Source organism: Bradyrhizobium lupini (assembly GCF_040939785.1).
GTDB lineage: Bacteria > Pseudomonadota > Alphaproteobacteria > Rhizobiales > Xanthobacteraceae > Bradyrhizobium > Bradyrhizobium canariense_D.
In genome coordinates this window covers 6,673,455-6,691,772 of sequence record NZ_CP162553.1, presented here as the reverse complement: position 1 = coordinate 6,691,772, position 18,318 = coordinate 6,673,455, and the positions used below count along the sequence as shown (strand labels likewise).

Sequence of the window (18,318 nt, the reverse complement as noted above, 5' to 3'; positions counted from 1 at the left end):
GGCGCTCTCGATGTTGTACTGCAACAATTTGAAAGGGCGCTTCAATGGAACCGAAACACCGTAAAGACCACGACGCCGCGGAACGGGCGGAGACGGAACGCACGCCGTCGAGCGTCGAAAAGACCGCCGTCACCGTGCCATTCGCGAGTGAAGGGCTCGAGCGGGTCCGCGACAGCCACTGCTGAGCAAGACGCCTATTCCGTTGCGCGCCTGCTGGCGCTGAAATCGTCCGCAATGCCTTCAGGTGCCGCGCCGCTTCCACGGGGCGGCACCATCAGCACAACCACTTCCCGCGTGAGACCGGGCCGGCCCCATAGCTGCGCCTGTATGATAAGTTCCCGCCTGATGAAATGCCCGGCGCGCCCGGCCACCGAGTCCATCCACCGGCTGCAGTCATCCTGATCGCGAAAACAGAGCGCGGCCCAGCCGCGCTCCAGCGTCGTCTTGTGCGGCAAGCCCCCGGGATATTGATCCTCGAACGGCCGCACGTGGTGCGGGTGGTCCGGGCTGTAGAAGGCTGTCGCGAAGGCCAGTGAATCGTCGCCGCTGACGGCGGCGAGCGGCTCGTCCGTCAGTTCGCGCCAGTCGCGTGTCAATCGGCTCGCCGCCTGCGCGTAGAAATTGCGCCCCTCCTCGTAACCGTGATGGTTGCGATAGACCGCGTGGGTCGGCGCGGCGACGAGGACGGCCGTGAGCGCGACACCGGCCACGACCACGGTGAGGTTGACGGTGTAAAAGCGCTCGATGGAATAATTTGTGCCGCAGACCACGAGAATGGCGAACAGAAACAACCCTTGCAAAGCCCATAGCGACGGCAGATCGGTGCCCATCACGAGCGAGATCAGGACCGGCAGCGCAATCGTACCGACGGCAACGTAAAAGAGGAGCCGCAGGCCCGGATTCATCGCCGCGAAATCGTCCGGAAACTGCTTCAGCCGCGTGCCGGCGATCAATACCCAGCTGACGGCTGACACACTCATGGCCGCCAACAGGCCCAAAAGGAAGTTCCTGACATCAGCAGCAGAACTCGCCGCAGTGCCGTTGGCATGATTCAGCGCGTAGGTGAAGGTCGATGCCCCCGTGGTCGCGAGCCAATGAAGATGCGGTGACAGCGCCGCAAGCCCGACGACGACCGAAATCCAGGGCGAGGCGGAAGTGAAATAGGCGCGTCGCGCCGGATGCGCCAGCGCGGCAAACGTGAAGCTCGCGACAAGGAAGATCGAATAATATTTGCCGACCATGGCCAGTGCCGTCGTGCATCCCACGGCAACCGCCCACGACGCCGCTCGGGTCTCGAATGCGCGCAGGAAGCACCAGGTCGCCAGCGGCCAGACCGCCAGCAGCACCGCATTGGCGTTGAAGCGCTGGGCATGGAATTGCTAGGCCGGCGTCAGCATCAGGAGCAACAGCACGAGGACGCGCTTGTGCCCCCTCACGAATTGCCGCGCGATCCGATCGACGAAGACCAGCGCGAGCCCGGCGTTGGCCATCGCCATCAATTGCAGCGACCAGTCGGTGAGCGGAAAAATGGCGCTCCAGCTCGCGGCAACCCAGCCGGTCAATGGCGGATGCTTGGGATAGCCCCACGCGAAATGCCGCCCCAGCGTCCAGGCCTCCAGCGTATCGGGGTGCAGACCGCTGCCGGCATAGGCGACTGCCAGATAGAGCGTCCAGATCCCGACGAAGCAGGCGACGAGAAGCGGCACGGCCCAGCCCGTCTCGACGCCATCGAGCCAACGCCGGAATGGCCGGCGCCATCGTGCCGGCGCGCGATCGGACCGTTCGGCCATCGCCTGGAATGCAAAATCGATCGGCACTGGAATCAAATGGAGGAAGGAAGATGATGCGCGAGCACGACACATCTAGTTCTGGATCGAAACAAATAGCAATGACCGCAGACTGGGAACGTTGAAAGCATCCGCTTTCTCAGCCGGCGTAAGGTCAACAAAGGACCGAGACTGGCAAAAGAGCGGCGCCGCTGATGACAGCGGCGCCGCATGATGATCCGGACGAAAGGAAGGGCCTTTGCCCTACTCCGACTTGTCGACGTTCCAGAACAGCGGGGTCGCGGGACCGTCGAGCACGCCGGTCAGCGATTTGCGCCAGCCGCTCGGCAGGAGATACTGCCCCAGCGGGATGTAGATCACCTGCTCATAGGCTTCCTTCTGGATGTCAGCGGCGATCTTCTTCTGATCGTCGAGCGAGGCGGCGCGAACGAAGTCGTCCTTGAGCTTTTCGATCTTGGCGTTCTCGGCCCAACCGAACCAGCCCTTCTTGCCTTGGCCGCCGATCGAGAGATTGGCGATCGGGTTGGAGACGTCGGCCGCGACCCAGTTGGTGAAGAACATGTTCCAGCCGCCCTCTTTCGGAGGCTTCTGACTGGCGCGGCGGCTCACCACCGTCTGCCAATCGGTCGCTTGCAGGTCGACCTTGAAGCCGGCCTCGCGCAGCAACTGAGCCGCAACGATCGGCTGCGCCTTCAGCGTCGTGACATCGCCGGGGGCCATGATCACGATCGGGGTGCCGTCATAGCCGGACTCGGCGAGCGCCTTCTTGGCTTCGGCCATGCCGTTGCCCTTCACCAGGGTCTCGGCACCGGCCTCCGTCGCGAACGGCGTATCGCACACGAAGAAGGCGCCACAGACCTTCTGATATTTGGCGTTGCCGACGAGCGCGTCGAGAACGTCCTTCTGGTTTATCGCCAGAAAGGCAGCACGGCGCACTTTGACATTATCGAACGGCGGATAAAGGAAGTTCATCCGGCCGAGCGTCTGGAAACCGAACTTGTTCGAGACCTCGATCGTGATGTCCTTGTTCGCTTCCAGTAACGGGAGCATGTCGTAAGGCAGATTTTCCACGAAGTCGATGTCGCCCGACTGCAACGCGTTCACCGCGGTCTGCGAGTCCGGCATGGTGATCCACTCGACGCGGTCGACCTTCACCACCTTGCCGCCGGAGGTCCAGCTCGACGGCTCCTTGCGCGGCACGTAATCGGTGTTCTTGACGTAGACCGCCTTCACGCCCGGCTGGAATTCCGACTGCACGAACTTGAAGGGCCCCGAACCGATCTGCTCGGGGATCTGCTTGTCAGGCGGCGTCTCGGCGAGGCGCTTCGGCATCATGAAGGCAACGCGGGAGGACGGCTTGCCGATCGAGTCGAGCACGAGGCCGTAGGGCTCCTTCAGTTTCAGCGTGATGGTCTTGGCATCGGTCGGCTCGATGCTGGCGGTGAAGTCGAGCAGTTTCTGGCCCATGCCATCGACTGCGGCCCAGCGCTTGAGCGAGGCGACGCAGTCCTCCGCCGTCACCGGCGCACCGTCATGCCACTTCAGGCCGTCGCGCAGCGTGAACGTGTAGGTGAGCTTGTCGTCGGAGATCTTCCAGTCCGCCATCTGCGGCTGGATCTTGAAGTTCGAATCGGGCGCCACGAGCGTGTCGTAGATCATGTAGCCATGGTCACGCGTGATGTAGGCCGTGGTGAAGATCGGATCGATGATGCGCAGATCCGAATGCATCACCGCCGTGATGGTCTTGCCGGCCGCAAGCACCGGCGAGGCCAGTGCGGTCGAAAGCGCGACGACCGACAGCGCAAGTTTGGAGGCGAACGCGCGAGGCCCCCGGCGCATCAACTTAAACATAAAAAGTTCTCCTGACGTGAAACTGTTCAAAGGCAGGTTATTGATTGAGCATCCGGTTCGTTCTTTAGGCGAACTAACCTCATGCAATGCCTTTATCTTTTCGAGACTTGCAGACGGTGCCGAGCGCGTCAATCCGGTTTCGCTGCAAGCCCAAGCGGCGCGCACACGGGCTCCACAAGGATCGGTTTGGCTCTACAACACTCTCCGCCTGTCCTGCCCCGCGCCGATGCAATGCGCGTTCCATGTTCCAAAGCCCAAGAGACATTGGAGAGACATTGAGATGAATCCAGCCAATCTTCCCTTCGATTCCGAAGCGATGCTCCAGGGTCTGCGCGGCTGGGTGGAATGCGAAAGCCCGACCTGGGACGCGAGCGCCGTGAACCGCATGCTCGATATCGCAGCGCGGGAGATGGCGATCATGGGTGCGACGATCGAGCGCATCGCCGGTCGCCAGGGCTTTGGCGGCGTGATCCGCGCCCGCTTTCCGCATCCGAAGCAGGGCGAACCGGGCATCCTGATCGCCGGACACATGGATACGGTCCACCCCACAGGCACCATTGAGAAGCTGAAATGGCGCCGCGAGGGTAACAAGTGCTATGGCCCCGGCATCTACGACATGAAGGGCGGCAATTATCTTTCGCTGGAAGCCATCCGACAACTGGCCCGCGCCTCGTTCACGACGCCACTGCCGATCACCGTGCTGTTCACGCCCGACGAGGAAGTCGGCACACCCTCCACGCGCGATATCATCGAGGCGGAAGCCGCGCGCAACAAATACGTGCTGGTGCCGGAGCCCGGCCGCGCCGACAACGGCGTCACCACCGGACGTTACGCCATCGCGCGCTTCAATCTCGAGGCGACCGGCCGTCCCAGCCACGCCGGCGCGACCTTGTCGGCGGGCCGCTCGGCGATTCGCGAGATGGCGCGGCAAATCCTCGCCATCGATGCGATGACGGGCGAAGACTGCACGTTTTCAGTCGGCGTCGTGCACGGGGGTCAATGGGTCAATTGCGTTGCCACGACCGCCACCGGCGAAGCGCTTTCGATGGCCAAGCGCCAGGCTGACCTCGATCGCGGCGTCGAGAGGATGCTGGCGCTCTCCGGTACAACCAATGATGTCACCTTCAAGGTGACGCGCGGCGTGACACGTCCGGTTTGGGAGCCCGATGCCGGCACCATGGCGCTGTATGAAAGGGCGCGCGGGATCGCCAAGTCGCTTGGCGCAGAACTGCCGCATGCGAGCGCCGGCGGCGGCTCCGACGGCAATTTCACGGGCGCAATGGGCATCCCGACTCTCGACGGCCTGGGCGTGCGTGGCGGCAACGGCCACACGCTCGAAGAGTATATCGAGGTTGAAAGTCTGGTCGAACGCGGCCGGCTGATGGCGGGGCTGCTCGCGACTCTGGAGTAACGGCGCGAGCCACATCGCCAAAACCGGGCCAGATCACCGAAACAAGTTGACCGCACTGCAAAAACGGTGGCCCGGATGGCATGGGAATTGCTGAAATGTTAGGCTGGTGGCAGAACCCCAGGCTCCAGCCGCTGTCTCTGATTTGACTCTCATCTGACGGGATCCAACTTGCTCGGATATCTCCTTCGCCGAATTCTCGCCGCCGTGCCTGTGATGGGCGTGGTGGCGCTGTTCGTCTTCCTCCTGCTCCGCCTCACCCCGGGCGATCCCGCCGCGATTCTGGCCGGCGACAACGCCACGCCGGAGCGGCTCGAGCGCATCCGCACCTCGCTCGGCCTCAATGAGCCGCTGATCGTGCAGTTCATCACCTGGCTGAACAAGCTGCTGCATGGCGATCTCGGAACGTCACTCATCTCCAACCTTCCGGTGATGAAGATGATCGGCCAGCGGGTCGAGCCGTCGATCTCGATCGCGCTGTCGACCATCATCCTCGCCGTCATCGTCGCGGTTCCCCTAGGTGTGATCGCGGCGTGGAAGCACGGCACCTGGATCGACCGCTTCGTGATGGGCCTGTCCGTGCTCGGCTTCTCGGTGCCGGTGTTCGTGGTCGGCTACATCCTGATCGAGGTCTTCGCGATCGACCTGCGCTGGGTGCCGGTGCAGGGCTTCCGCAGCATCTCGAACGGGTTTGGGCCGTTCTTCGAGCGCATCATCCTGCCGACCTGTGCGCTGTCCTTCATCTATATCGCGTTGATCGCGCGCATGACGCGCGCGGCGATGCTCGACGTGCTCGGGGAGGACTACGTCCGCACCGCGCGGGCAAAAGGCATCAACGAAGTCGCCGTGATGATGCGGCACGCGCTGCGCAACGCGGCCGTGCCCGTGATCACGGTGATCGGCACCGGCTTTGCGCTTTTGATCTCCGGGGTCGTCGTCACCGAGAGCGTGTTCAACATCCCCGGCATCGGCCGCCTCACGGTGGATGCGGTGCTGGCGCGCGACTATCCGGTGATCCAGGCGATGATCTTGCTGACGTCGCTGATCTATGTCGTCGTCAATCTCCTGATCGACGTCGCCTACACGCTGCTCGATCCCCGGATCCGGTACTAGGGCTAAGGATAACAACAAAAATGTCGGTCGATACCCTTCCCCAGTCCTCCATCCCGATCACGTCGCCGCTGCGACCGCGCCTCGGATTCCTGACCTCGACGCCGATCATCGCGGCGGCGACCATCTGCCTGGTGTTGGTTGTGCTGATCTCGATCCTGGCGCCGTTGATCGCGCCGTATGATCCGATCCAGCTTGCGCCCTCGCAGCGGCTGAAGCCCTCTTCGGCGCAATTCCTGCTCGGCACCGACGCCTATGGCCGCGACCTGCTGTCGCGCGTGATGTATGGCGGACGCATTTCGCTTCTGATCGGCATCGGCTCGGCGATCATGTCGATCGTCATTGGGTTGGCGATCGGCCTCGTCTCCGGCTTCTTCAAGCTGGTCGATTCCGTCATGATGCGGATCATGGACGGCCTGATGGCAATGCCGAGCATCCTGCTGGCAATCGCCGTGGTGTCGCTGTCCGGCGCCAGCCTCTGGACGGTGCTGATCGCGATCACGATCCCCGAAGTTCCGCGCGTGGCACGCCTGGTGCGTTCGGTCGTGCTGTCGGCGCGCGAAGAGCCCTATGTTGAAGCGGCGATCTCGGTCGGCACATCCCTGCCAAAGATCATGTGGCGGCATTTGATGCCGAACACGATCGCACCTCTGATCGTGCAGGGCAGTTACGTCTGCGCGTCCGCGATCCTTACTGAGGCCATCCTCTCCTTCCTCGGCGCCGGCATCTCGCCGGAGACGCCAACCTGGGGCAACATCATGGCCGAGGGCCGTCAGTACTTCCAGCTCAAGCCGACGCTGATCTTCTGGCCGGGCCTGCTGCTCTCGATCGCCATCCTCAGCATCAATTTGATCGGCGACGCCGCCCGCGATGCACTCGATCCGCGCATGAAGCAGCGGGAAGGCAAATGATGACCGATCAAGTGATGACCAGCCCCATCCTCGACATCAACAACCTCGTCGTGTCCGTCGGCAAGAAGCCGAATGCTGCAAACATCCTCGACGGCATCTCGATCCAGGTGCACGAGCGCGAGACGCTGTGCCTTGTCGGCGAAAGCGGCTCAGGCAAGTCGGTGACCTCCCTGACCACGATGGGTCTGCTGCCGAAGGGCACGCTCGTTCCCACCGGCGGCAGCGTCAAGCTGGTCGGCGAGGAGATTCTCACCGCGACCGACCGCCGCCTGCGGCAGCTCCGCGCGACCCGAATGGCGATGATCTTCCAGGAGCCGATGACGGCACTCAATCCGGTGATGCCGGTCGGCCGTCAGATCGACGAAGTCCTGCGCGCGCACACCAAACTCGACGCGAAGGCGCGCAAGAAGCGTATCCTCGACATGATGGAGCAGGTGCGCCTGCCCCAGGTTGAGCGTATCTTTGCCTCCTACCCTCACCGACTCTCCGGCGGTCAGCGCCAGCGCATCATGATCGCGATGGCGCTCGTGCTCGAACCGAAGCTGCTCATTGCGGACGAACCGACCACCGCGCTCGACGTCACCACGCAGAAGCAGATCTTGACCCTGATCCGCGACCTCCAGCGCGATCACGGAACCGCCGTGCTGTTCATCACCCACGACATGGGCGTGGTCGCCGAGATCGCCGACCGCGTCGCCGTGATGCGGCAGGGCCGACTGGTCGAGACCGGAACGCTGGATTCCATCCTGCGCAATCCGACCATGGAGTACACCCGCAACCTGCTTTCCGCAGTACCGAGCCTGGTGCCGCGCGCGGCACGGCTTGAGACCAAGGAACCGGTGGTGCTGGAAGCCAACGAGCTTGGGAAGGTCTACGGCGAGCGCGCGTTCTTCGGTAAAGGCCGCGAGGTCGTCGCTGCCGACAAGGTCACGCTGACGCTACGCAAGGGTCGCACGCTCGGCATCGTCGGCGAGAGCGGTTCGGGCAAATCGACCGTGGCGCGCTGCATCGTCCGCCTGATCGACCCGACTTCGGGCGGCGTGCGCCTCTCCGGCCGCGAGATCTCGGACATTTCGCGGCGGCTGTTGCAGCCGCATCGGAAGAAGATCCAGATCGTATTCCAGGACCCCTACCGCTCGCTCAACCCGCGCGTCACCGTCGGCGAAAGCATCGCGGAAGGCCCGATCAATTACGGCGTGTCGCATGCCGACGCAACGAAGCGTGCGCGCGAATTGCTCGAGCTGGTCGGCCTGCCCGCCGATGCGGTCGCGCGCTATCCGCACCAGTTCTCCGGCGGCCAGCGTCAGCGCATTGCGATCGCCCGCGCGCTCGCACTCGATCCCGACGTGCTGGTCGCGGACGAGGCGGTCTCCGCCCTCGACGTCTCCGTGCAGGCGCAAGTGCTGGAACTGTTCGACGAGATCCAGCAGCGGCTCGGCATCGCCATCCTGTTCATCACTCACGATCTACGCGTCGCAGCACAGATCTGCGACGAGGTCATGGTGATGCAACACGGCCGCGTCGTCGAGCAGGGTCCGGCCGCCGAAGTGCTGACGCATCCGAAGGAGGCGTACACCAGAGCCTTGCTCGAGGCAGCGCCAGGCCGCGGCTGGGATTTTGCGAACTTCCGGCCGGTGGCCGAGGGCGCGGCGGCCAGCGCCTAGTCTCTCGCCTCGTCATTGCGAGCGCAGCGAAGCAATCCAGACTGTCCCCGCGGAGGGATTCTGGATTGCTTCGCTTCGCTCGCAATGACGGCGGTTGCGACAAGCATTCCCAAAACGGCTTGACGCCATGCGCGGCGCGATTGCTTCCCGGCTTGCTCTCGCCGCAAGCACAGGGCTAACGTCGCGCACTTTCAATTGCTGGACTTGAGTTGATGACACGTATCGCCGTCGGCGGCTTCCTGCACGAGACCAACACCTTCGCTCCGACGAAGGCGACGTTCGCGGACTTCCAGCACGGCGGCGGCTGGCCGGCGATGACGCAAGGTCCCGACGTGCTGAAGGTGATGCGCCGCATCAATGTCGGCCTCGCCGGTTTCGTCGACAGCGCCGAGGCCCACGGCTGGGAACTCATTCCAACGATTGCCTGCGGCGCGAGCCCTTCGGCGCATGTCACCAAGGACGCCTTCGAGCGCATCGTGAAGGTCATGGTCGATGGCATTGCAGCCGCCGGCCCGATCGACGCCGTCTATCTCGATCTGCACGGCGCGATGGTCACGGAACATCTCGACGACGGCGAAGGCGAGATTCTCGCGCGCGTGCGCCGCGTCATCGGCAAGGGCATTCCGCTTGTCGCGAGCCTCGACCTGCACGCCAACGTCACGCCCGAGATGATAGAGCATGCGGACGCGCTGATCGCCTACCGCACCTATCCCCATGTCGACATGGCCGAGACCGGCCGCGCCTGCGCGCAATATCTCGCAATGCTTCTGAAGACAAAGCAGCGTTTCGCAAAGGCCTTCCGGCAATTGCCGTTCCTGATTCCGATCAGCTGGCAGTGCACCAACGACCAGCCGACCAAGGGCATCTACGAAAAGCTTGCCGCGCTGGAGAACGACGCGGTTCCGACGCTGTCCTTCGCGCCCGGCTTCCCCGCCGCCGATTTCCGCGATTGCGGGCCGAGCGTGTTCGCCTATGGCAAGACGCAAGCCGATGCCGACCGCGCGGCGGATGCGATCGTTAAGCTGATCGAAAGCCACGAGGACGATTTCGACGGCAAGATCTGGTCACCTGATGACGGCGTACGCCACGCGATGGAACTCTCGAAGGGCGCCAGCAAGCCGATCATCATCGCCGACACCCAGGACAATCCCGGCGCCGGCGGCGATTCCGACACCACCGGCATGCTACGCGCGCTGGTCCGCAACAAGGCCAGCGCCGCGACTGGCGCGATCTACGATCCGGAATCGGCCGAGGCCGCGCACGCAGCCGGCGCCGGTGCCACCGTGACGCTGTCGCTCGGCGGCAAGTCCGGCATTCCCGGCGACGAGCCCTATCGTGCGACCTTCGTCGTCGAAAAACTTTCGGACGGCCGCTTCATCGCGCCCGGTCCCTACTACGGCGGCCGCGAGATGGAGATGGGCCCGTCGGCCTGCCTTCGCATCGGCGATGTCCGGGTCGTCGTATCCTCACATAAGGCGCAGCTCGCCGACCAGGCAATGTACCGCTATGTCGGCATCGAGCCGACCGAAGAGAAGATTTTGGTCAACAAGAGCTCGGTGCACTTCCGCGCCGATTTCGAGCCGATCGCAGAAAAGCTGATGATCTGCGCCGCCCCCGGCGCGATGCCCGCGGACACAGCCACGCTGCCATGGACGCGCCTGCGGCCGGGCATCCGCATCAAGCCGAACGGCCCGATTTTCACTCCCTCCTCACGCTAACTGGACAGAACACATGCCCACGATCGACCGCATCGACGGCTATGCCGACGAACTCACTGCTATCAGGCGCGACCTTCACGCCCATCCGGAAATCGGCTTCGAGGAAGTGCGCACCTCCGAATCGTCGCGGACAAGCTGAAGAGCTGGGGCATCGAGGTGCATCGCGGTCTCGGCGGCACCGGCGTGATCGGAGTCATCAAGGGCAAGGGTTCGAGCGGCAAGCGTATCGGGCTTCGCGCCGACATGGATGCGCTGCCGATGGAGGAGAACACCAATCTGAAATGGAGCTCGAAAATCCCCGGGCGCTTCCACGGCTGTGGCCATGACGGCCACACCACCATGCTGCTCGGCACCGCGCGCTACCTCGCGGAAACCAGGAACTTCGACGGCACAGTGCACCTGATCTTCCAGCCGGCCGAGGAAGGTCTCGGCGGCGCCCGCGCGATGATCAAGGACGGGCTGTTCGAGAAATTTCCCTGCGACGAACTCTACGGCCTGCACAACGCGCCCGACCTCAACCACGGCGAGATCGCGATCCTGCCCGGCCCCGCGATGGCCAGCGCCGACTTCTTCGACCTCCGCATCACTGGCTACGGCGCGCACGGTGCGATGCCCGAACGCTCCAAGGACGCGGTGATCATCGCGACCACGCTGGCGCAGGCGATCCAGACCATCGTCAGCCGCAACGTCGAGCCGCTGCAGGCCGCCGTCGTCTCGATCACGCAGATTCACGCCGGTTCGGCGTACAACGTCATCCCCGGCGAAGCGCATCTTTGCGGCACCATCCGCACTTTCTCGAAAGAAGTCCGCATCCTGATCAGCGAACGCATTCGCACGATCTGCGCCGGCATTGCGAGCGCCTATCAGTGCGTGATCGACGTCGACATCCGCGACACCTTCGATGTGCTGGTCAACCAGGTCGAGCAGTCCAAGGTGGTCGAGGAGGTCGCGCGCACCATCGTCGACCCCGCCAACGTGATCACCCGCGCCCAGCCGAAGATGGGCAGCGAGGATTTTGCCGACATGCTTCAAACCATTCCCGGCGCCTATTTCTGGGTCGGCCACGACGGCTCGGTGCCCGTGCACAATCCCGGCTTCGTGCTCGACGACAAGATCCTGCCGATCGGTGCCAGCATGTTCGCCCGGATCATCGAGACCCGGATGCCGGCGGGTGCCCATGCATAAAAAGGGTGTCGAAGAGGAAGTCACCTCGCTGCACGATCTCTCTGCGGTCGATCTGATCGCGGGCTATCGCGCCAAGCAGTTCTCGCCGAGCGAGGTGCTGGAAGACGTGCTCGCGCACGTCGCCGCGTGGGAGCCGCACCTCAAGGCGCTTTATGCATTCGATCCCGACGGCGCGCGCGAGACCGCGAAGGCCTCGACCGCGCGCTGGTCCGGGGGCGAGCCGTCCGGAGCGCTCGACGGCGTGCCGGTGACGGTGAAGGACAACATCGCGACCAAAGGCGTGCCGGTGCCGCTGGGCGCGGCCAGCGTCAAGCTCGTGCCGGCCGAGAAGGACGCACCGCCCGCCGCGCGCCTGCGCGAAGCCGGCGCGATCATCTTTGCCAAGACCACCATGCCCGATTACGGTATGCTGTCCTCGGGGCTGTCCTCCTTCCACGCGCTCGCCCGCAATCCCTGGGACCTCTCCAAGAACCCCGGCGGCTCCAGCGCCGGCGCGGGCGCCGCTGCGGCGGCTGGCTATGGTCCGCTGCATCTCGGCACCGATATCGGCGGCTCGGTCCGCCTGCCCGCGGGCTGGTGCGGCCTCGTCGGATTGAAGCCGAGCTTTGGCCGCGTGCCGATCGATCCCACCTATGTCGGCCGCGTCGCCGGCCCCATGACCCGCACCGTTGACGATTGCGCGCTGATGATGAGCGTGATCGCAAAACCCGACCGGCGCGACGGCATGAGCCTTCCAGCGGAGCCCCTCAACTGGAAGGGGCCGGAGAAATCCCCGCGCAAACTGCGCATCGGATTGATGCTCGATCCCGGCGTTGGCCTGGCGCTGGAGAAACCGGGGCGCGAGGTCGCGGTAAAGGCGGCGAAAGCGTTCGAATCCGCAGGCGCCGTCGTCACCGAGGTCGACGGCATCCTCACGCGCGAGATGCTCGACGGGCTCGACAGCTTCTGGCGCGCACGGATGTGGGACGATCTGTCCAAGCTGACGCCCGCCGAACAGGCAAAGGTGCTGCCCTACATTTTCAAGTGGGGCGAGTCCGGCGCGAAGCTCTCGGGCGTCGACGTCATCAGGGGCTTCAACCAGACCATGGCAATCCGCGCTGCGGCATCAAAGCTGTTCTGCGAGCTCGACTATGTGATCTCGCCGACCGCGCCGAACGTGAATTATCCGGCGGAGTGGGCCTCGCCGACCAACGATCCCATGAAGCCGTTCGAACACATTGCCTATACCGTGCCATGGAATATGTCGGAGAATCCGGCGATCTCCATCAACGGCGGCTTCGACGCCAAGGGTTTTCCCATCGGCGTGCAGATCGTCGGCCGCCGCTTCGACGATATCGGCGTGCTTGGCATGGCCAAGGCTTTCGAGAGCCTGCGCGGGCCGCAGAAGCCCTGGCCGAGCCCGCCGGCGAATTAGATACACTCCGTCATGGCCGGGCTTGTTGTTTAGACTGGCCATCCGCGTTCTCTTACTGGCCGCCACATGCCCAGTCCGCGCAAGACGGACGCTGGCGGCTATGCATGACGTCTCTTCGAGACAGAATTCAGGACAGGGAAGGAAACCACCATGGCGTATGAGACGATCAAATACGAGGTCGCCGAGCAGATCCTCACCATCACGCTGAACCGGCCCGACAAGCTCAACGCCTTCAACGCGCAGATGCAAGGAGAGCTGATCGACGCGTTCGACGCCGCCGACAAGGACGACGACGTCCGCGCCATCATCGTCACAGGCGCCGGTCGCGGGTTTTGCGCGGGCGCAGATCTTTCGTCGGGCGCGGACACCTTTGATCGCGACGCGCGTCGCGGACCGGTGAAGCGCTTCGCCGACGGCAAGGTCGACTACAGTGATTCTCCAGGTGCGCGACGGCGGTGGCCAGGTGACACTGCGCATCTTCAAATGCCTGAAACCGGTGATTGCCGCGGTGAACGGTCCCGCGGTCGGCATCGGTGTTACCATGCAGCTCGCGATGGACATCCGCATCGCCTCCGATGCCGCGCGCTTCGGCTTCGTGTTCTCCCAGCGCGGCATCGTGCCGGAGGCGGCCTCGAGCTGGTTCCTGCCGCGCATCGTCGGCATCTCGCAGGCGCTGGAATGGTGCTATTCGGGCCGCGTCTTCCCGGCGCAGGAAGCCCTCGCAGGACGTCTCGTCAGCAAGGTCGTGGCCCCCGATGATCTGCTGCCGACCGCCCGGGCGCTCGCCAAGGAATTCGCGGCCAAGACCGCGCCGGTATCGGTGGCGCTGATCCGGCAGATGATGTGGCGCATGATGGGCGCTGACGACCCGATGGAAGCCCACAAGGTCGACAGCCGTGGCATCTACGCCCGCGGCCGCTCCGACGACGTGAAGGAAGGCGTGGTGTCGTTCCTGGAAAAGCGCCCTGCGCAGTTCAAGAACAAGGTATCGAGCGATATGCCGGATTATTTCCCGTGGTGGACTGAGCGGGAGTACAAGTGACCTTGTAGGCACTTAGTCCATCAACAACGCCACACGCCCGATCGCCTTGCGGTCGATCAGCAACCGCATCGCCTTCGCAACCTCCTCCAGCGGCAGGCGGTGCGAGACGTGGGGCCGCAGCTTGCCCTCTTCCGCCCATGTGAGCAGCGCCCTCAGGCGCACTTCGCCAAGCGCTGGATTTTTCCGCACGGCCTCGCCGGCACGCACGCCGAGCACGCTGGCGCCTTTGATCAGCAAGAGATTGGTTTTCGCCGAGCCGATGCCGCCGGTGAAGCCGATCACCAGCAGCCGTGCGCCCCAGGCGATGCAACGCATCGAGTTTTCGAACACTTCTCCGCCGACGGGATCGAACACGACGTCGGCACCGCGCCCGTCGGTAATACGTTTGACAGCATCACGAAACGGCTCGCGATCGTAGCGCACGAGATGATCGGCGCCACGCGCCTTGGCGACCGCGAGCTTTTCGTCGCTGGACGCCGTCGCGATCACGGTGGCACCCAGCATCTTGCCGATCTCCACGGCAGCAAGGCCCACGCCACCGCCGGCGCCATGCACCAGCAGCACCTCGCCCGGCGCCACCCGGCCGCGGTCGATCAGCGCGTGATAGGCGGTGCCGTGCCCGGCGAGATAGGTCGCGGCTTCCGCATAGTCGAACGTCGATGGCATCGGGGTGAGCTGCGACGGCGTCACCACGGCTTCATCCGTGAAGGCACCGTGTCGCATCTTGACGATGACCTTGTCGCCGAGGAAGACGCCACTCGCCTCTGCGCCGACCTCGGTCACGTCGCCGGCCGCCTCCATGCCCGGCGTGAACGGCAGCTCCGGCTTGAGCTGATATTCGCCGGCCGCCATCAGCACGTCGGGAAAATTCAGGCCGGCGGCACGGATCGCGACGCGCACTTCGCCCGGCTTCAGCTCGCGCGACGGAAACTCTTCGAGCTGCAATTTTTCGGGCGCGCCGAGCGCGCGGCAAACGACAGCCCGCACCATCAGGCCGCGCTCACCTTGCCGCGCAGCAGCGCCTCGCGGATCAACGGCAGGCGGTCATTGCCGAAATACATGTCGGTCTTGCCGAGAAAGATCGTCGGCGAGCCAAAGCCGCCGCGGGCGACGACTTCTTCGGTGTTGGCCTTGAGCTGATCCTTGATCCCCTGCCCCGAAATGCCCGCGAAGAATTTCTGCTCATCGACGCCGACCTTCCTGCAGATCTCCGCGAGCACTGAATCCTGCGAGATGTCCTTGTCCTCGCCCCAATAGGTCTCGAACACCGCCGTGGCGAAAGGCACCGATTCCTGCCCGAGCCAGATGCAGCCGCGCATCGCTTTCACGCTGTTCACCGGAAATACCGTCGGCGGCATCTTGATCGCGAGACCGGCCGAGCGCGACCAGTCGGCAAGGTCCTTTTTCATGTAGCGCGCCTTCAGCGGCACCGGCGTCTCACGCTGCGCGTAGACACTTGGGTTGACCGTATTGAAGATGCCGCCCACCAGGATCGGCCGCCAGATGATCTCCGCGCCAACCTCCCTGGCCAGCGGCTGGATGTTGTGGAAGGCGAGATAGGTCCAGGGGCTGGAACAGTCGAAGAAGAATTCGATCATGGCGTTTCCGGTCCGGCGCCGCCGGTTTCAAGGCGACTTTTGTTGTTCTGTACCTCGACGTTAAGACATGGCAGGAAGGGGCGCAATCATAACCCGCCGAGAGGGCCGCCATGCTGTTTCCAACCACGATCGCCGGCTCCTTGCCGAAGCCGGAATGGCTCGCCGAACCCAACATGCTCTGGGCGCCCTGGAAGTCGCAAGGCGACGAGCTCGTCCGCGCCAAGCGCGATGCGACGATGCTTGCCGTTAAAGTCCAGGAGGACGCCGGGATCGACATCGTCACTGAGGGCGAGCAGGCCCGGCAACATTTCGTCCACGGTTTCCTGGAGAAGATCGAGGGCATCGATTTCGCCCACAAGGTCGAGATGGGTATCCGCAAGGATCGCTACAAGGCGATGGTGCCGCAGGTCGTCGCCCCGCTCCGGCTGAAGAGCCGCGTCCACGCCGACGAGGCGCGTGTCGCCCGCGCGCACACGATGAAGAAGCTGAAATTCACCCTGCCCGGCCCGATGACCATCATCGACACCATTGCCGATCGCTACTATGGCGACCGCGTCAAGATGGCCTTTGCGTTCGCCGAACTGCTGAACGAGGAAGCCAAGGCGCTCCAGGCCGACGGCGTCGATCTCGTGCAGTTCGACGAGCCCGCGTTCAACGTCTACATGGACGAGGTCAACGATTGGGGCATCAAGGCGCTGGAGCGCGCCGCGCAGGGCCTGACCTGTGCCACCGCCGTGCATATTTGCTACGGCTACGGCATCAAGGCCAACACCGACTGGAAGGAAACGCTCGGCGCGCAATGGCGGCAGTACGAGCAGATATTTCCCGCGATCGACGCCAGCCCAATCCAGCAGGTCGCGATCGAGTGCCGCAACTCGAAGGTGCCGCTCGACCTGCTTGCGCTGCTCAAGACCAAGATCGTGCAGGCCGGCGTGATCGACGTCGCCAGCGACACGGTGGAGACGGCCGAGGATGTCGTGCAGGTGATCGACGCGGTGTCGAAATTCGTACCCAAGAGCAACATCATCGCCACCACCAATTGCGGCATGGCGCCGATGCGGCGCGAGATCGCCGAAGCCAAGCTGATGGCGCTCGGCGCGGGTGCCGCGCTGGCACGCGAGAAGCTGGGTTAGGGATGTGATCCGTCTGGCGTTCACCATTGCAACGCTTGCCGCGTTCGCGCTGTCGGCGCGCGCAGAGGATCGTTCCGTGCTTCTCAATTGCAAGGCAATCGTGGACCGTGCGTCGAAGGATGCGAATGCCGCGAGCGAAGCCGAGCTGACGCGCTGCCGCCAAGTGATCCGCGAATGGGCGCTGCGCGATGCGCGGACGACAGTGGATGAGCACGGCAAGCCGCTGCGCTAGCGGCGCGCGGTCGGATGCAGCACAAGTTGATATCCAGCGATGATCGCGCGCAGCGTGGAAGGCGGCGTCAGCAGCATCGGGTGATCGAGGGCGCTCGTATGCGGGGTGTAGCCCGCGGGTGACCACTGCAGCGCCTTGCCCTGCGCGAGGAGGAAGCAGTCATCGCCCTGTTGCACCATCGCGCCGTCAGGCAATTCCGCGAGCGGCATCGACAGCACATGCAGCCGCTTCTTGCCACGATCGAGCCGCTCCCGATGCAGTACGGCATCCATCGCCTTGGCGCTGATGCCGCGGGCGTCGTTGCCCATCTCCCATGCAACGCGAAATCGCTTCGCATCGTCGCGGCGGCAGAAGAAGCAGGGCCGATGGCCGGCGGCAAAAGCCGTGGCCTCGTCGAGGAAGAACAGCTCGGTCCAGCTCCGCCGCGCCATCACCGGCCGACGCCAGCCGCGGAATTCGCACAGGCAGGTGATCCAGGCCGGCGACGACCAGCGCTTTTTCAGCAGCGTCTTCGTCGCGGGATCATGAATGATGCCGCGGTTGCCGGTGAACATGCCGCGGTGCGGTGTCGCGATGATCTCGCCGGTCGGCGTGACGCGGTTTTGCAGGGGCATGGTCGCCTCCACCCGTCATTGCGAGGAGCGAAGCGACGAAGCAATCCAGACTGTTTCCGCGGACACATTTCTGGATTGCTTCGCTGCGCTCGCAATGACGGCGATAATCACGCCGCCCCGTCGCGAAGCGGCGGGTGATAGGAGAGGGCGGTGTCCCAGGGGAAGAAGATCCAGGTGTCCTGCGAGACTTCGGTGATGAAGGTATCGACCAGCGGACGTCCCTTCGGCTTGGCGTAGACAGTTGCGAAATGCGCGTCGGGGAGCATCGCGCGCACCAGCTTGCCGGTCTTGCCGGTGTCGACGAGATCGTCGACGATCAGGAGCCCCTTGCCGGTGCCGCCGCCGAGCTTCATCACGTCTTCGGAGATGCCCTTCAGCACTTTAAGGTCGCCCTGCTTGTCGTGGTCGTAGCTGGCGATGCAGACCGTATCGATCACGCGCACGCCAAGCTCGCGCGCCACGATCGCCGCCGGCACAAGCCCGCCGCGGGTGATCGCGATCACCGCATGAAACGGACCAACTTCATTGAGCCGCCAGGTCAGTGCCCGGCAATCCCGGTGGAACTGGTCCCACGACACCGGAAAGGGGCGGCCCGCCCGTTCTTCCGCACTTAGTTCCGGTGCTTCACCAGCCATCGTCGTCTCCTGCTTC

The 18,318-nt window shown here is 64.1% G+C and carries 13 protein-coding genes and 3 pseudogenes; 10 read left to right on the top strand and 6 right to left on the bottom strand.

The genetic code is table 11. The features are described from left to right. Positions 1-194 precede the first annotated feature (194 nt). Together AB3L03_RS31875 and AB3L03_RS31870 are read right to left on the bottom strand one after the other, a co-directional pair. Positions 195-1,790, bottom strand: a pseudogene (locus tag AB3L03_RS31875) (glycosyltransferase family 39 protein). Between the two features lie 240 nt (positions 1,791-2,030). Then, the gene (locus tag AB3L03_RS31870) at positions 2,031-3,638 is read right to left on the bottom strand and encodes an ABC transporter substrate-binding protein (protein WP_247361948.1); all 1,608 of its coding nucleotides are present in this window, start codon (positions 3,636-3,638) and stop codon (positions 2,031-2,033) included. Positions 3,639-3,918: 280 nt separating this feature from the next. On the opposite strand from AB3L03_RS31870, the gene AB3L03_RS31865 reads away from it, so the two are divergent. The 8 genes and pseudogenes from AB3L03_RS31865 (at position 3,919) to AB3L03_RS31830 (ending at position 14,090) form a co-directional block, all read left to right on the top strand. Further along, positions 3,919-5,049 carry a M20/M25/M40 family metallo-hydrolase gene (locus AB3L03_RS31865; protein ID WP_085361718.1) on the top strand — a complete coding sequence of 377 codons (1,131 nt, stop codon included), beginning with the start codon at positions 3,919-3,921 and terminating at the stop codon, positions 5,047-5,049. A 168-nt stretch (positions 5,050-5,217) separates the two neighbouring features. Continuing rightward, entirely contained in the window at positions 5,218-6,159 is a 942-nt protein-coding gene (locus AB3L03_RS31860; RefSeq protein ID WP_007602533.1) for an ABC transporter permease, read from the top strand. A gap of 20 nt (positions 6,160-6,179) precedes the next feature. Then, the gene (locus tag AB3L03_RS31855) at positions 6,180-7,067 is read left to right on the top strand and encodes an ABC transporter permease (protein WP_085351104.1); all 888 of its coding nucleotides are present in this window, start codon (positions 6,180-6,182) and stop codon (positions 7,065-7,067) included. Between the two features lie 14 nt (positions 7,068-7,081). Beyond that, positions 7,082-8,731, top strand: coding sequence for an ABC transporter ATP-binding protein (locus AB3L03_RS31850; RefSeq protein ID WP_085361872.1), 1,650 nt, complete (start codon positions 7,082-7,084; stop codon positions 8,729-8,731). Positions 8,732-8,943: 212 nt separating this feature from the next. Beyond that, positions 8,944-10,449: a M81 family metallopeptidase gene (locus tag AB3L03_RS31845; protein ID WP_368507679.1), complete on the top strand. Its 1,506-nt coding sequence runs from the start codon at positions 8,944-8,946 to the stop codon at positions 10,447-10,449. Between the two features lie 13 nt (positions 10,450-10,462). Further along, positions 10,463-11,634, top strand: a pseudogene (locus AB3L03_RS31840) (M20 aminoacylase family protein). Continuing rightward, a complete protein-coding gene (locus AB3L03_RS31835; RefSeq protein WP_204511611.1) occupies positions 11,627-13,048 on the top strand; it encodes an amidase in 1,422 nt (473 codons plus the stop codon). Before AB3L03_RS31840 ends, AB3L03_RS31835 begins: the two are co-directional and overlap by 8 nt. A 150-nt stretch (positions 13,049-13,198) precedes the next feature. After that, positions 13,199-14,090 (top strand): annotated as a pseudogene (locus AB3L03_RS31830) (crotonase/enoyl-CoA hydratase family protein). Between the two features lie 12 nt (positions 14,091-14,102). On the opposite strand, the gene AB3L03_RS31825 reads toward AB3L03_RS31830, so the two are convergent. Further along, on the bottom strand, positions 14,103-15,080 hold the full coding sequence (locus AB3L03_RS31825) for an NADPH:quinone oxidoreductase family protein (protein WP_085361714.1): 978 nt from the start codon (positions 15,078-15,080) through the stop codon (positions 14,103-14,105). Next, on the bottom strand, positions 15,080-15,688 hold the full coding sequence (locus tag AB3L03_RS31820) for a 2-hydroxychromene-2-carboxylate isomerase (RefSeq protein WP_368507678.1): 609 nt from the start codon (positions 15,686-15,688) through the stop codon (positions 15,080-15,082). Before AB3L03_RS31820 ends, AB3L03_RS31825 begins: the two co-directional genes overlap by 1 nt. A gap of 110 nt (positions 15,689-15,798) precedes the next feature. Between AB3L03_RS31820 and AB3L03_RS31815 the strand changes: the two genes are divergently transcribed. Then, positions 15,799-16,821 (top strand): methionine synthase, encoded by a 1,023-nt coding sequence (locus tag AB3L03_RS31815; RefSeq protein WP_085351098.1) that lies wholly within the window; start codon positions 15,799-15,801, stop codon positions 16,819-16,821. A gap of 4 nt (positions 16,822-16,825) precedes the next feature. Further along, positions 16,826-17,053 (top strand): hypothetical protein, encoded by a 228-nt coding sequence (locus AB3L03_RS31810; protein ID WP_368507677.1) that lies wholly within the window; start codon positions 16,826-16,828, stop codon positions 17,051-17,053. Here AB3L03_RS31810 and AB3L03_RS31805 read toward each other — a convergent pair. Continuing rightward, positions 17,050-17,667 (bottom strand): hypothetical protein, encoded by a 618-nt coding sequence (locus AB3L03_RS31805; protein WP_368507676.1) that lies wholly within the window; start codon positions 17,665-17,667, stop codon positions 17,050-17,052. The two genes, AB3L03_RS31810 and AB3L03_RS31805, sit on opposite strands and share 4 nt — an antisense overlap. Before the next feature lie 107 nt (positions 17,668-17,774). Continuing rightward, on the bottom strand, positions 17,775-18,302 hold the full coding sequence (gpt, locus tag AB3L03_RS31800; protein WP_007602504.1) for a xanthine phosphoribosyltransferase: 528 nt from the start codon (positions 18,300-18,302) through the stop codon (positions 17,775-17,777). Positions 18,303-18,318 lie beyond the last annotated feature (16 nt).